Origin of the sequence: Sphingomonas sp. Ant H11 (assembly GCF_000797515.1) — a bacterium.
In the GTDB taxonomy this organism is placed as follows: Bacteria; Pseudomonadota; Alphaproteobacteria; order Sphingomonadales; family Sphingomonadaceae; genus Sphingomonas.
In genome coordinates, this window is the sequence record NZ_JSBN01000063.1 from 98,982 (window position 1) to 112,370 (window position 13,389).

Sequence of the window (13,389 nt, forward strand, 5' to 3'; positions counted from 1 at the left end):
ATGGGTGACGGCACCCAGATCGAATGGACCGATGCGACGGTAAATGTCGTCAATGGCTGTACCGTGTGTTCGCCCGGTTGCACCAACTGCTACGCGATGCGCGCAGGCGGTCGTAATCTTCCGGGGCACCCGTCTACCGGGCTCACAAAGCCGAGCAAGGCCGGGCATGTCTGGACGGGCGAAGTGCGGTTCAATGAGCGGGCCTTGCTCCAACCGCTGCGGTGGAAGCGCCCACGGCGCATCTTCTGGAACGCCCATGGCGACCTGTTCCACGAGAACGTGCCAGACGACTGGATCGACCGCTGCTTTGCGGTGATGGCGCTCACGCCGCAGCACCAGCACCAAGTGCTGACCAAGCGGTCGGCGCGGATGCGGGCTTATTTCGCGGAGCGGTGGCAGGGCACGCCTGCTCGCCAGATCGATTGCGGGTCTGCCGGGATCATCGATATTCCCGCCGGTGGCGAAACAGGAAGGCGATATCAGATTGAGATAGCATGCGAGGAGCTGATCCTTGACCTCGATTTGGCCGACACCGAGAATGATGCGCTCTGGACCGACGACGGATCGCTAATACTGTCGCAGTGGCAATGGCCGTTGCCGAACGTCTGGCTGGGCGTCTCGGTCGAGGATCAGCAGCGTGCCGACGAACGCATTCCCGATTTGCTGGCGACACCGGCGGCGACGCGGTTCCTCTCGTGCGAGCCCCTGTTAGGACCGATCGATCTGACCCGTGTCTTTCTTGGCGAGGGGGGATTCGATCCTGCCTCGGATGCAGGGCCCGAGTGGAAAGCGATCAAATCGGTCCGCTTCAACGTAAACGCACTGGTAGGTGCTCCTTCGATTGCTTGGGGCAAGCTTGACTGGGTAATTGTCGGTGGAGAGAGCGGCCCCGGCGCGCGACCGATGCATCCGGACTGGGCACGCTCCCTGCGCGACCAGTGCGCGGCTGCGAGCGTGCCGTTCCTGTTCAAGCAATGGGGGGATTGGCGTGAGACTAATGGCCCCAAGACGACCAGTCACCATCGCGCAGTGGGTGCTGGCACGCACTGGCTGAATAGCGCAGGTGTCCTTCGCCCGATCTCTGAACTGGGATCTATCTATCACGAATACAAGGTCGCGATGCTCGGCAAGAAGGCTGCCGGTCGCCTTCTCGACGGCGTGCAGCATGACGGGATGCCGTCGTGAGCGGATCCATTTCAATCCGCTGCGGATCGAATTACTATGTCGGTAGACGCGACGCGCGTGAAACCGCCGTTGTCTGTGTAGCCGACGCGTCGCAGACAGCGGGACTGGTGAGGGCCGGCCGGGGCTACGGGGAAGGGGATAACCGCAGCTCTACCTACCGTCCTGCGGATGTATCGCAGCACCCCGCGCCCACATCGCGACGCGTCGATGCTGCCATGCGCGGGGCTGTGGCATGACGGCATGCCGTTATGAGCGAGCGGCAGGGTAGCTTGCTGTGACCTTCGACCCGCACTTCCGCTTCTATCGCGAGGATCCGCAGTCCCGCCCCTGCGCGCATAGCCTTGACGATTGCGCGAACGAGCTGCGCGAGGAAATGGCGGCGCGGCGCGAACTCTATCCGGCGTTGGTGGCCAAGGGGCGGATGACCAACGAGGCGATGGCGCGGGAGTTGCGGGTGATGTCGGCCATTCTGTGGGAACATATTTTCCCGATCGAGGCACGCGGAGCCAAGCAACCGTTCGCCACCTGGACGGAGAAGGTGCACGCCTTGCGCCGCGAGATCGGGCTGCGGCGCACACTGTACCCGCGCTGGATCCTTGCCGGTCGCATCGATCCGGCCATCGCCGATACGCGGCTCACCCTCCTGGAGGAACTGCACGAACTCTACTGGTTTGGCAGTCAAAGCGCCGAAGCCATTGCCGCGCGGGCCGAGACGATGGCGCGCGCGCAGGTCCGGAACCCGACAAAGCCACTGCAACACGCCGCTTGACCGTTCCGCCCAAATGGGCGGACATTAGGACACCCTTCGCGCCACCATCTGAGGGCCCGCCACCATGAAAATCTCCGTTCCCGGTCTGGTCGCCAAGAAAACCGCCACGGGCACGCGCTATTATTGGACGCCATCGCCCACGCTCAGCAAGGCGGGATGGAAGAGCCAGGCGCTTGGCCGCGACATCGAGGCCGCGATCGCCGCAGCGAAGAAGCGCAACGAGGAAGTCGCCAACTGGCGCACCGGCGGTGCCAAACCGCGCGCCATCGCCAAGTTCGTCGCGCGCGCCACCGTCGATCATGTCATCGCCCAGTATAAGGCCGATGGCTATCCGCGCGTGAAGAAGGGCGGCCGCTTTGGCGATGACCGGTTCATCGGCGAAAACACCCGCATCGAATATGACAGCAAGTTGAAGGCGATTTCCGCCTGGGCAGGATCGGAGCCGATCGCGGCGATCACGCCAGACAATGTCGCGGTGTTCCGCGATGCGCTGCTCGTCCCCAAAAAGGGTGTCGTTCGGCTCACTACGGCACATGGCACGCTGCGCGTGCTGCGAACGCTGTGCGCCTATGCCAAGAGCAAGAAATGGATCGAGACCAACCCGGCGCTTGATTTCGATTTGCCCGCTCCGCCACCGCGCCAGCAGGTGGCAAGTCCCGAGGCGCGTGCGGCCTTGCTCGCCGCTGCAGACGATGCCGGGGAGCCGAATATGGCGCTGGCCATGCTGTTGGGCTGGAAGATCGGCCAACGCGAAGGCGATTTGCTGCGCACGCTCCAGACGCAATATGTCGAAATCCCGTCCTACAAGCTCGATGCGGAGGTATTTGCCTCTTTGGCTGCCATGGCCCCCGACGGGCGCGTCATGGGCATTCGCCTGCGCCAGGGAAAGACGAGGGTCTGGATCGAGGTGCCCGTGGTCGCTGATGAGCGCACGCGCATCGAGGCCGCGATCGAGCGGGCGCGTGCGGTCGGCATTGCGACGCTCCTGTATGACGAGCGCGACAATAAGACGTGGACCAGCGGCGACAATAAGGAGCGCCGCAGCCGGGCGATGTATTTCCAGCGTCGCTTCGCCGAACTCCGCCAGAGCGCAGCGGACAAGGCAAAGCGCGACGGCCTTGCCGAATTGTCCGCCGATTTGCTGGATCTGCAATTCCGCGATTTCCGCCGCACCTGTGTCGTCGTGCTTGGAGAGCTGGGCTTGGCCGATCAACTGATCGCCGCGATCACCGGCCACAGTCTCGACGAAACGAAGCGCATTCTGGAGGTGTACATGCCGCGCACCACCGGCATGGCCGCGCGCGCGATCATGATGAGCGCCGAACGCGACGCGCGCAATGCCAAGCGCAACGGGGCGAGTGCGTGACCAGCACCCCCAGCCGCGCGGCTTGCGTCAACGCCATGTGCACGCTATCGCAAACGCGCATCGACGCGGATTGTCGGAATTCCGACAATCGGAATGTCGGAACGCAGTCTGACGAGACGCCACAGAATGGCGGAATTGCTGGGCTTAGCGGGTATAGTACAATGGTAGTACAGCAGCCTTCCAAGCTGAATACACGGGTTCGATTCCCGTTACCCGCTCCAGCCCGTGTCCCGGCACAGGCATGACCGCAATCTCCTTTCCCAAGGCGCAGGACGCGATCGTCGCGGTCGGGCGCTGGCTTGATGGCAAAGGCTGGGCTCCCGCGACATCGGGCAATTATTCGGCGCGGCTGGACGACGGCAGCTTCGCCGTCACCGTATCCGGTCGCACAAGGGACGCCTGACGCGTGACGATGTGATGCGCGTGGATGCCGAAGGCGTGTCGCTCGACGGAAAGAAACCCTCCGCCGAAACCGCGCTGCACCTGACGCTATACCGTCTGTTTCCCGCATGCGGCGCAATACTGCACAGCCACTCGGCCACCGCAGTAGGCCTCAGCCGCGCGACGCCAGGCGATGGATATACCCTTACCGGCCACGAAATGCTGAAGGCCCTGCCCGGCATCGTGACGCATGAGACATCGGCGGTGCTGCCGATCGTCGACAACAGCCAGGACATGGCCGTGCTCGACGCGGCAATCACCCCTCGCCTGCTGGCACCGGGTGCAATCCCGGCCTATCTCATCCGCAGCCACGGTTTGTATGGCTGGGGCCAGGACATGGCCGAGGCCGAGCGCGTGATCGAGGCGGTGGAATGGATGATCGCCGCCGAACTGGCCGAAAGGAGCTTTCGATGAGCCGCCTGCAAGTCTTTGCCGAGGATGATGCCGCGACGCCGCTGCTCGACACCACCGACGCTGCTGAGATCGAGGCGACACTGCAGCAGGCGGGAGTCCGCTTCGAACGCTGGCCGCTCAAGCCCGTCACAACCGACAGCGATGTGCTCACGGTCTATGCGGACGAAGTGGCGCGGCTGACGGCAGAGGGCGGCTATCAGTCGATCGATGTCGCGCGGATCGCGCCCGATCATCCCGACCGCGCGACGCTGCGCGAAAAATTCCTGTCCGAACACACGCATGGCGAGGATGAAGTGCGCTTCTTCATCGACGGCGAAGGGCTGTTCACGCTCCACCATGACGGGCGCGTGTTCAACATGCTGTGCTGCGCGGGGGATTTGATCTCGGTGCCAGCCGGGATGCGGCATTGGTTCGATATGGGGGCAGCCCCGCGCTTTACCGCGATCCGGCTGTTCGTGAACCCCGATGGCTGGGTCGCCGCCTTTACCGGCAGCGACATTGCCGAGCGCTTCCCGCGCCTGGAACCCGCAACCGCGTGAAGGCGATCCTCACCGATATCGAGGGCACCACGTCAAGCATCGCCTTCGTCGCGGAGGTGTTGTTTCCGTATGCCCGTACACGCCTGGCCGACTATATTGCGGCGCACCCGGCGGAAACCGCGCCGATCCTGGCCGAAGTCGCCGCCAGCGAACCCGGCGACGCGGTCGCCACGCTGCTGCGCTGGATCGATGAAGATCGAAAGGCGACCCCGCTCAAGGCGCTGCAAGGCATGATCTGGGCCGATGGCTATGCCTCCGGCGCTTTTACCGGGCATATCTATCCCGATGCGGCCGCAGGCTTGCATCGCTGGCACGCGGCGGGGATCAAGCTCTACGTCTTTTCGTCCGGCTCAGTGCCCGCGCAGAAACTGCTTTTCGGACATAGTGAGGCAGGTGATCTGACCCCGCTCTTTTCGGGCTATTTCGACACCACCACCGGGCCGAAGCGTGAGGCCTCCTCCTATGCCAGGATCGCCGCGGCGATCGGGATGTCGCCGGGCGAGGTGCTGTTCCTGTCGGACACGCCCGAGGAAATCGCAGCAGCACGCGGTGCGGGGATGAACGCGCGACTGATCGATCGCTCGGGCGACGGCGGGGATATCATCACCTTCGACGATCTCTTTTAAGGACCCGCGATGATCCTCCAAGGCACGCATCAACGCTCGATCACGCGCACCGCCGATGGTGCCGGCGCGCGCATTCTTGACCAGCGCGAACTGCCGTGGACCGTGAAATGGGTCGAACTCCGCTCAGCGCGCGATGCCGAGCGGGCAATCCGGGAGATGTGGACGCGCGGCGCGCCACTGATCGGTGCGACCGCAGCCTATGGGCTGGCGATGGCACTGGCGGAGGACGGATCGGACGGCGCGCTTGATGCGGCCTACACGTTGTTGCTCGACTCGCGCCCGACTGCGGTCAATCTGAAATGGGCGCTCGATCAGGTTATGGAGACGGTACGCCCCCTCCCCGCCACTGACCGTGCCCAAGCCGCGTTCGCGCGCGCCGATGCCATTTGCGACGAGGATGTCGCGCTGAACCAGGCGATCGGCGAACACGGCCTCGCGCTGTTCCGCGCGCTTCATGCGAAGCACCCCGATCGTCCGCTCAACATCCTGACGCATTGCAATGCCGGGTGGCTGGCGACGGTCGATTACGGCACCGCCACCGCGCCCATCTATCTGGCGCATGACGCCGGCATTCCGGTGCATGTCTGGGTCGACGAGACGCGCCCGCGCAATCAGGCGCGTTGCTCACCGCCTTTGAACTTGCCGGGCATGGCGTGCCGCACACCGTGATCGCCGACAATGCCGGTGGCCATTTGATGATGACGGGCCAGGTCGATGCCGTCATTGTGGGCACCGACCGCGTGACCGCCAATGGCGATGTTTGCAACAAGATCGGCACCTATCTGAAAGCGCTCGCCGCCCGGGACAATGGCGTGCCCTTCTATGTCGCTTTGCCCTACACCACCTTCGACGCAAGCACCGCGACGGGGGCGGACATTCCGATCGAGGAGCGCTCGGGCGACGAAGTGACCCATGTCGCAGGGGAAGGCGGGCGCATCCGCGTCACCGCCTCCGGCACCGCGAACCCGGCCTTCGACGTGACGCCCGCGCGGCTGGTGACGGGCTACCTGACCGAGCGGGGGCTACTGAAAACGATTTGACGCGAGCGCATCACGGTCGCCGCGCCATCCGTTCCAGCGCAGCATCCAGCGTCGCGTCCTGCTTGGCGAAGCACAGTCGCACGACGCTCCGTACCGCGTCCTCGGCATAAAAGGCAGACACCGGGATCGTCGCCACTCCCGCCTCCTCCAGCAGCCAGCGCGCGAACAGGACATCGTCCATGTCGACGCCCGAGGCGATCAGGTCGATATTGAGGAAATAGGTCGCCGCACTCGGCAGCACGCTATAACCGAGTCCGGTCAACCCCGCCGCCAGACGATCGCGCGAGCGCTGATAGCCCGCGCGCATGTCCTCGAAATACCCGATATTTTTGCACAGCCCGAACGCCGCCGCCGCCTGCAAATTGGGGGGCGTGGTGAAGGTCAGGAACTGATGCGCCTTGGCCAGCACCGAGGAGATCGCGGGCGCGGCGCACATCCAGCCGACCTTCCACCCCGTCAGCGAGAAGATCTTGCCGGCCGAACCGATCTTGACCGTGCGAGCCCGCATCCCGGGCTGCGCCATCAGCGAGCGGTGGTGCCGCCCGTCGAACACGACATGCTCCCACACTTCATCGCAGATCGCGATCGCATCATGGCTCACACAGAAATCGGCGAGCAACGCGAGTTCATCGGGCGCGATCATCGTACCCGTCGGGTTGAGCGGCGAATTGAGCAGCACCAACCGCGTCCGGTCGCTGGCCACCGCCGCCAACGCATCGGCGGTGATGCGCCATTCAGGCGGCTCGAGCCGAACCAGCTTCGCCACGCCCCCGGCGCGCTGCACTAGCGGCAGATAGGCGTCGTAGAGCGGCTGGAACATCACCACTTCGTCGCCCGGCGACACCAAAGCGAAGATCGCCGCTGCCAGCGCCTCGGTCGCACCAGACGTAACGATTACCTCGCTCGGATCGAGATCGAGCCCCTGATGCACGCGGTAATGGTCCGCCACCGCCTGCCGCAGCGCGGGCGTGCCTGCCATCGGCGGATATTGGTTCGACTCCTCGATCAGCGCGCGCGCCGCTTCGGCGAGCACATCCTCGGGGCCGCGCCCGTCGGGGAAACCCTGGCCAAGATTGATCGCGCCGGTCGCCCGAGCACGCGCCGACATCGCTTCGAAAATGGTGGTGCCGAGCGCGGTGTAAACCGAGTTCATCGCTTGCTTCCTTCCGGCAAGAAGGTTGGTGGACAGGGCTGGATTCGAACCAGCGTACGCTTGCACGGGCAGATTTACAGTCTGCTGCCTTTAACCACTCGGCCACCTGTCCCCAGGCGCGCATCCTTTGGGAAAGGATGGTCGCTTCAAAAAAAGCGAGGCGTGCCAATGCCGACCACATGCGCCCCTGTCAACGGCTAAGGTCAACCACATTGCGACAAGAGCGACCTTGCACGCGCCTCGCGCCGCGCATACCCACGCGGACACAGTCATTTTTCGTTGGGGGTTTCATCATGCGTCGTGTCTTGCTTCTTGCCACCTGCGCAGCGCTCGTCACCGCGCCCGCGCTCGGCCAGTCGGTTGATCGCACGCAAACCACGCGAATCATCGACGAGGGCATTGCCCATAGCGAAGTGATGCTGACCGCAGAACATCTCGCCGACGTGATCGGCCCGCGCATGACCAATTCCCCCGCGATGCGCACGGCGGAGACCTGGACCCAGGCGAAGTTCACCGAATGGGGGCTGAAGAACGTCCACAAGGAAGGCTTCGATTTCGGTCGCGGCTGGTCCATCGTCAGTTCCAGCGTGAAGATGCTGACCCCGCGCCCGATCCAGCTCACCGCGATCCCCATTGCGTGGACGCCCGGCACCAACGGGCCGATTGCGGCACCGGTCATCGTCGCGCCGATTTCACGCGTGCGCGATTTCGACAAGTGGCGCGGCAAGCTGTCGGGCAAGATCGTCATGGTCACGCTGCCCAACACTGGCTCCGAACCGGGCGAGGCTCCCTTCCAGCGCTATACCGGCGAAGAACTTGGCAAGCTCGACCAATATCAACAGCCCACCTACAATCCCGAAGCCGCCGACCGCCGCCTGAAGCGCCTCGATTTTGCGAAGAAGCTCGATGCCTTCCTGAAGAGCGAGGGGGCGGTCGCAATGGCGACGATGGCGTATCGCGACGGCAAACTCGTCAGCGGCGAGGGCTACACCTTCGGGGTCGGCGATACGCCGTCGCTGCCCGCAGTTCAGATCGCAGCGGAGGATTATCGCCGCCTTGCCCGCCTCGCCAAGATCGGCCCTGCACCGACAGTGGAGATCAACAGCGACGTGCGCTTCGACGATAGCGACACGCGCGCCTATAACGTCATCGCCGAAATCCCCGGTTCCGATCCCAAGGCCGGTTATGTGATGGCCGGTGCCCATCTCGATTCGTGGGTCGCGGGCGATGGTGCTGCCGACAATGGTGCCGGCTCGGCAATGGTGATGGAAGCCGCGCGGATCATCGCCAAAACCGGCATCCGCCCCAAGCGCACGATCCGCTTCGCCTTGTGGGCGGGCGAGGAGCAGGGCTTGCTCGGCTCGCTTTCTTATGTCGAAAGCCACCTCGCCACGCGTGGCAACCCGAGCGACCCGAAACAGACCGGGCTTGCGCTGTACATGGGCTGGTCCAACCGTTGGCCGATCACGCCAAAGCCCGGCTGGGGCGAGCTGGCCGCGTATTTCAACCTCGACAATGGCTCGGGCAAGGTGCGCGGCATCTATGCCGAGAACAATCCGGCGGTGGTGCCGATCTTCCGCGAGTGGCTCGCCCCGTTCGGCCCGATGGGGGCGAAGGACGTGGTGATCCGCACCACCGGCGGCACAGACCATGTCTTCATGCAGGCGGTCGGCGCGCCCGGCTTCCAGTTCATCCAGGATCCGCTCGACTATGACAGCCGCGTCCACCATTCCAGCATCGACACCTTCGACCATTTGAAGGGCAATGACATGCGCCAGGCCTCGACCATTCTCGCGTCGTTCCTGGTCAATGCCGCCAATGCCGAAAAGGCCCTGCCCCGCCCGCCCTTGCCGACCAAACCGGCGGTGACCGAGCCTTTCGCTTATTCCGACGAGGATGAATAAACCCGTGTCTGTACCGCTTGCCTTTGACCTTATGCTTACTGCGCGCGCGCTGCGCGCTTCGATCGTGGAGACCAACTGATGGCTCGCCGTGGACATCGCCCGTCACAGGCCCCTGCCGGTCGCCCCCGTTTTTGGGGACGCCACGCCGTCACCGCAGCACTCGCCAACCCCGAACGGGTAGTGCGCAAACTCTGGGTGACGCGTGAGGCCGCCGCCAGCCTCGACATCCCGCCGGTGATCCCGATCGTCTATGCCGATGTTGCCGATCTCGCACGGCTGGTGCCGGGCGATGCCCCGCATCAGGGGCTGGTGGCTGAGGTCGATCCGCTGGAGGATATGTGGCTCGGCGATTTGCTGCAGCAGGGCGAAGGCGACCAGCGCCCGTTGCTGGTGCTCGACCAGGTGACCGACCCGCACAATGTCGGCGCGATCATGCGCTCGGCCGCCGCGTTCGATGCGCTCGGCATCGTCACGCCCGACCGGCATGCGCCACCCGAATCGGGCACGATCGCGCGGGCGGCCTCGGGTGCGCTCGAAATCGTGCCATGGGTGCGTGTGGTCAACCTCGCGCGCGCGCTCGAGGAGATCGCTGAAGCCGGTTTCTGGCGCGTCGGGCTGACCGGCGAGGCCACGCAGACCTTAACCCAGGCGATGGGCACGCAGCGCGTCGCGCTGGTGCTGGGTGCCGAGGGCGAAGGGATGCGGCAGAATACGGCATCGCATTGCGACGAGCTTGCGCGTTTGCCGATCTCCCATAAGGTTGAAAGCCTGAACGTGTCGAACGCAGCGGCCATCGCGCTGTACGCGGTGGCGTCACGCTGAACGGGAGGTTCGACATGGCGGCACGTCTCGCGCGGCGGCTGACACCAAAGCTGCTCGGCGTGCTGCTCTTGCCCTTTGCCTTGGCCAGCTGCGTGCTGACCCCCCGGCACGTTCGTGTCGAGCTTGCGGATCGACGCCGACCGGCACTTCACCTTCACCTATGTCGGGGAGGTGATCGCGGTCGATCTGGGCGGCGAGTTCGCCAAGGGTATGAAGGATGGCGGCGACGGCGATGCCAAGGGGACCGACCCCGCCGCCACCGACGATGAAGAGCCCACGCTCCAGAAAATCGCTAAGCAGAAACCGGTCCCGAAGGACACCAAGCCCGCCGAAACCGATGACAAGACCGCAACCGATGCCAAGAACCGCGCGATCGCCGCGACGCTCGCCAAGGAAATTGGCTATCGCAAGGTGACCTATCTCGGCGACGGCAAGTTCAGCATCGATTATGCCATTTCCGGCACGCTCGATCGCGGCTTTCTGTGGCCGTATAATCTGGACGCGGAGGTGCTGTTTCCGTTCATCGCGCTGGAAGTGCGGGCGAACAATACGGTGCGGATCAAGGCACCGGGCTATGCCAATCAAAGCGACGCCAGCAAGGGGCTGGCAGGCGGCATGACCGACAAGGGGCCGACAAGCCAGCTCGACGGCACCTTCACGCTCGATACCGATGCCGAGATCGTCAGCCAGAATCAGGAAGACGGCGCGGTGACGACGGGCACGCGCAAGACCGTGACGTGGAAAGCGACACCGACCACCAAGGATGCACCGACGGCGGTGTTACGCTTCAAATAGAGGGTACGGGCGGCGACCGCGCCGCCCGCTTGTCGCCTCAATCCTCGGCGGCGATGCGGACCTTCAACCCGTCCAGCGCATCGGTCAGTTCGATCTGGCACGACAGGCGCGAGGTCGCGTCGCGGTCGGCCGAGGAATCGAGCAGATCGTTCTCGTCTTCGCTCATCTTGGGCAGTTTGGCCGCAAAGTCCGGGTCGACATGAACGTGGCAGGTCGCGCATGAACAGCAGCCGCCGCACAGCGCCAGAATTTCATCGATCCCCGCGTCCCGAATGACTTCCATCACAGAAAGACCGGCCTCACCGGCGAGCTCGCGTTCTTCCCCTTCGCGGGTCACGACGATAAGCTTGGGCATGAACGTTCCTTTGCGATAGCGACTGTCTCCACCGCCATGCCGCCAGATGCGGCCCCGATCAAGGTATCACCGCATGGGCCTCAGCGCCGATCAGTTGAAAACCGCGCTGGACGCGCTGGCGGAGCGGGAACCCGCCTTTGCGGCCGCACTCGCCCGGGTCGGCTATCCCGAACCGCGTCTGCGCGAGCGCGGCTATGCCACGCTGCTGCGCACGATCATCGGGCAACAGGTCAGCACCAAGGCCGCGCAAAGTGTGTGGAACAAGCTGGAGGGGCTGGTCGGCTCGCTCGACAACCCGGCCAATATCACTGGCGCAACCGACGAGACGCTGCGCGAGGCGGGCCTGTCGCGCCAGAAAGCGGGTTATGCGCGCAGCCTCGCGGCGTTGGTGGCGAGCGGCGAACTCGATCTGCACCATCTGCCTGCGGATGACGAGGAAGCCATCGCCAAGCTGGTCGCGGTCAAGGGCATCGGGCGCTGGTCCGCCGAAATCTATCTGCTGTTCGCAGAAGGCCGGACCGACATCTGGCCGGCGGGCGACCTGGCGGTGCAAATTGAAATTGGCCGTATCCTCGGCCACGAGGCGCGCCCAAGCGAGAAGCTGGTGCGTGACCTGGCCGAGCCGTGGCGTCCGCACCGTGGGGCCGCCGCGATCTTCGCCTGGCATCATTATCAAAGCGACATGACGGTCGTCTGAGCCATGGCAAAAGCAGACCGCCTCGCCCGGCTCGACGACCGTCGCGCCGAAATCGAAACCGAATATCGCACGCTGCTGCTCGCCGCGCTGCAGCGGACGGCGGCGGGCCAGTGGGGCTTGTTCGGCCACACCAAAGACCGGGCTCACGCCGCCAAGGCGGCCCCGACGGTGCTGGAACTGACCGAATTGGGCGAAACCGCCGATCAACTGCGCGAACAATTATCGATGCCGCCCTTTGCGCTCCACGCGGATTTTGTTGCATCGCGCGGCCCCGTATCGGCACACGCCGTCGGCGAACCAAAGCAAGCGCAAGCGTGGCTGGCACGGCTGGAATCACAGGAAGGGAAACCCGCATGAGCGGAAAGTGGAAACTGGGCGTCATCGGCGGATCGGGCCTGTACGCGATCGATGCCTTGCACAATCCGCGCTGGCACCGCGTCGATACGCCATGGGGGCAGCCGTCGGACGAATTGCTGTTCGGGTCGATCGGCGACGTCGAACTCGTCTTTCTGCCGCGCCACGGACGCGGGCATCGCATCAGCCCGTCGGAGCTCAACTTCCGCGCCAATATCGACGCGCTGAAGCGCAGCGGTTGCACCGACATCATCGCCATTTCGTCGATCGGGTCGCTGCGCGAGGAACTGCCGCCAGGGCATTTTGTCGTGGTCGATCAGTTCATCGATCGCACCGTCGCGCGCGCATCCAGCTTCTTTGGCACCGGCATGGTCGCGCATGTGTCGATGGCCGAACCGGTGTGCCCGCGCCTGTCGGGCTATGCGGCGGAAGCGGTCGCGGCAGCGGGCGGCGCAGTGACCAAGGGTGCCACCTATCTGGCGATGGAAGGCCCGCAATTCTCCAGCCGCGCGGAAAGCCTGCTCTACCGCCAATGGGGTGCCGACGTGATCGGCATGACCGCAATGCCCGAAGCCAAGCTCGCCCGCGAAGCGGAGATGCCCTATGCGCTGATCGGAATGGTCACCGACTATGATTGCTGGCGCGAGGAAGCCGCGTTCGTCGAAGTGGCCGAAGTCATCAAGCAAATGGGCGCGAACGGCGAAATCGCGCGCAAGGCGTTGGCGGCTTTGGTCGCAGCCCTGCCAAGCGAGCGCACGCCCTCCCCGCTCGACACCGTGCTCGACCACGCGCTGATCACCGCCCCCGCGTCGCGCGATCCGGGCGTACTGGCGATGCTGGATGCGGTGGCCGGGCGCGTGCTCGGCAAATAACTCTTCTTCTATCTTCGTGGCTTTGTGTCTTCGTGCGAGCCTTTTCTCGCACAAAGG

At 64.6% G+C, this 13,389-nt stretch carries 13 protein-coding genes, 2 tRNA genes and 2 pseudogenes; 14 read left to right on the forward strand and 3 right to left on the reverse strand.

Going from position 1 to position 13,389, the window contains the following annotated elements; translation table 11 throughout:
• From NW75_RS13170 to mtnA, 8 genes and pseudogenes are all read left to right on the forward strand, one after another.
• On the forward strand, positions 1 to 1,185 hold the full coding sequence (locus NW75_RS13170; protein ID WP_033965655.1) for a phage Gp37/Gp68 family protein: 1,185 nt from the start codon (positions 1 to 3) through the stop codon (positions 1,183 to 1,185).
• A gap of 274 nt (positions 1,186 to 1,459) precedes the next feature.
• A complete protein-coding gene (locus tag NW75_RS13175; protein ID WP_033965656.1) occupies positions 1,460 to 1,954 on the forward strand; it encodes a hypothetical protein in 495 nt (164 codons plus the stop codon).
• A gap of 64 nt (positions 1,955 to 2,018) precedes the next feature.
• Positions 2,019 to 3,320: a hypothetical protein gene (locus NW75_RS13180; protein ID WP_033965657.1), complete on the forward strand. Its 1,302-nt coding sequence runs from the start codon at positions 2,019 to 2,021 to the stop codon at positions 3,318 to 3,320.
• A gap of 147 nt (positions 3,321 to 3,467) precedes the next feature.
• A tRNA-Gly gene (locus NW75_RS13185) sits at positions 3,468 to 3,541 on the forward strand.
• A gap of 20 nt (positions 3,542 to 3,561) precedes the next feature.
• Positions 3,562 to 4,175, forward strand: a pseudogene (locus NW75_RS13190) (methylthioribulose 1-phosphate dehydratase).
• On the forward strand, positions 4,172 to 4,714 hold the full coding sequence (locus NW75_RS13195; protein WP_033965658.1) for a 1,2-dihydroxy-3-keto-5-methylthiopentene dioxygenase: 543 nt from the start codon (positions 4,172 to 4,174) through the stop codon (positions 4,712 to 4,714). Before NW75_RS13190 ends, NW75_RS13195 begins: the two are co-directional and overlap by 4 nt.
• Positions 4,711 to 5,340, forward strand: a complete 630-nt coding sequence (gene mtnC / locus NW75_RS13200; RefSeq protein WP_033965659.1) for an acireductone synthase — start codon at positions 4,711 to 4,713, stop codon at positions 5,338 to 5,340. The genes NW75_RS13195 and mtnC overlap by 4 nt, the downstream gene beginning before the upstream one ends.
• 9 nt (positions 5,341 to 5,349) lie before the next feature.
• Positions 5,350 to 6,380: pseudogene (gene mtnA, locus NW75_RS13205) on the forward strand (S-methyl-5-thioribose-1-phosphate isomerase).
• Positions 6,381 to 6,390: 10 nt separating this feature from the next.
• Here mtnA and NW75_RS13210 read toward each other — a convergent pair.
• Both NW75_RS13210 and NW75_RS13215 read right to left on the reverse strand, forming a co-directional pair.
• Positions 6,391 to 7,533: an aminotransferase gene (locus NW75_RS13210; RefSeq protein WP_033965660.1), complete on the reverse strand. Its 1,143-nt coding sequence runs from the start codon at positions 7,531 to 7,533 to the stop codon at positions 6,391 to 6,393.
• Positions 7,534 to 7,559: 26 nt separating this feature from the next.
• Positions 7,560 to 7,645 (reverse strand) — tRNA-Tyr (locus NW75_RS13215).
• 181 nt (positions 7,646 to 7,826) lie between these two features.
• On the opposite strand from NW75_RS13215, the gene NW75_RS13220 reads away from it, so the two are divergent.
• The 3 genes from NW75_RS13220 to NW75_RS13230 all read left to right on the forward strand — a co-directional run bounded on the left by NW75_RS13220 (position 7,827) and on the right by NW75_RS13230 (position 11,054).
• Entirely contained in the window at positions 7,827 to 9,437 is a 1,611-nt protein-coding gene (locus NW75_RS13220; protein ID WP_033965661.1) for a M20/M25/M40 family metallo-hydrolase, read from the forward strand.
• Between the two features lie 78 nt (positions 9,438 to 9,515).
• Complete coding sequence (gene rlmB / locus NW75_RS13225) at positions 9,516 to 10,259, forward strand: 23S rRNA (guanosine(2251)-2'-O)-methyltransferase RlmB (RefSeq protein ID WP_033965662.1); 744 nt, start codon at positions 9,516 to 9,518, stop codon at positions 10,257 to 10,259.
• Positions 10,260 to 10,382: 123 nt separating this feature from the next.
• Positions 10,383 to 11,054, forward strand: a complete 672-nt coding sequence (locus tag NW75_RS13230) for a hypothetical protein (RefSeq protein WP_231565194.1) — start codon at positions 10,383 to 10,385, stop codon at positions 11,052 to 11,054.
• Between the two features lie 37 nt (positions 11,055 to 11,091).
• Here the strand turns inward: NW75_RS13230 and NW75_RS13235 are convergent, their stop codons facing one another.
• On the reverse strand, positions 11,092 to 11,409 hold the full coding sequence (locus NW75_RS13235; RefSeq protein WP_033965663.1) for a 2Fe-2S iron-sulfur cluster-binding protein: 318 nt from the start codon (positions 11,407 to 11,409) through the stop codon (positions 11,092 to 11,094).
• Between the two features lie 73 nt (positions 11,410 to 11,482).
• Between NW75_RS13235 and NW75_RS13240 the strand changes: the two genes are divergently transcribed.
• From NW75_RS13240 to NW75_RS13250, 3 genes are read left to right on the forward strand one after another with little or no spacing between them, the layout of a single operon-like run.
• A complete protein-coding gene (locus NW75_RS13240; RefSeq protein WP_033965664.1) occupies positions 11,483 to 12,106 on the forward strand; it encodes a DNA-3-methyladenine glycosylase family protein in 624 nt (207 codons plus the stop codon).
• Between the two features lie 3 nt (positions 12,107 to 12,109).
• Positions 12,110 to 12,463, forward strand: coding sequence for a hypothetical protein (locus tag NW75_RS13245; protein WP_033965665.1), 354 nt, complete (start codon positions 12,110 to 12,112; stop codon positions 12,461 to 12,463).
• Positions 12,460 to 13,332, forward strand: a complete 873-nt coding sequence (locus NW75_RS13250; protein WP_033965666.1) for an S-methyl-5'-thioadenosine phosphorylase — start codon at positions 12,460 to 12,462, stop codon at positions 13,330 to 13,332. Before NW75_RS13245 ends, NW75_RS13250 begins: the two co-directional genes overlap by 4 nt.
• The last annotated feature ends 57 nt before the right edge of the window (positions 13,333 to 13,389 follow it).

Excerpts from the sequence above, each read along its gene's own strand:
- NW75_RS13170 (WP_033965655.1), top strand. The coding sequence starts at position 1 with ATGGGTGACGGCACCCAGATCGAATGGACCGATGCGACGGTAAATGTC.
- NW75_RS13180 (WP_033965657.1), top strand. The coding sequence starts at position 2,019 with ATGAAAATCTCCGTTCCCGGTCTGGTCGCCAAGAAAACCGCCACGGGC.
- NW75_RS13195 (WP_033965658.1), top strand. The coding sequence starts at position 4,172 with ATGAGCCGCCTGCAAGTCTTTGCCGAGGATGATGCCGCGACGCCGCTG.
- NW75_RS13210 (WP_033965660.1), bottom strand. The coding sequence starts at position 7,533 with ATGAACTCGGTTTACACCGCGCTCGGCACCACCATTTTCGAAGCGATG.
- NW75_RS13220 (WP_033965661.1), top strand. The coding sequence starts at position 7,827 with ATGCGTCGTGTCTTGCTTCTTGCCACCTGCGCAGCGCTCGTCACCGCG.
- rlmB (WP_033965662.1), top strand. The coding sequence starts at position 9,516 with ATGGCTCGCCGTGGACATCGCCCGTCACAGGCCCCTGCCGGTCGCCCC.
- NW75_RS13235 (WP_033965663.1), bottom strand. The coding sequence starts at position 11,409 with ATGCCCAAGCTTATCGTCGTGACCCGCGAAGGGGAAGAACGCGAGCTC.
- NW75_RS13240 (WP_033965664.1), top strand. The coding sequence starts at position 11,483 with ATGGGCCTCAGCGCCGATCAGTTGAAAACCGCGCTGGACGCGCTGGCG.
- NW75_RS13245 (WP_033965665.1), top strand. The coding sequence starts at position 12,110 with ATGGCAAAAGCAGACCGCCTCGCCCGGCTCGACGACCGTCGCGCCGAA.
- NW75_RS13250 (WP_033965666.1), top strand. The coding sequence starts at position 12,460 with ATGAGCGGAAAGTGGAAACTGGGCGTCATCGGCGGATCGGGCCTGTAC.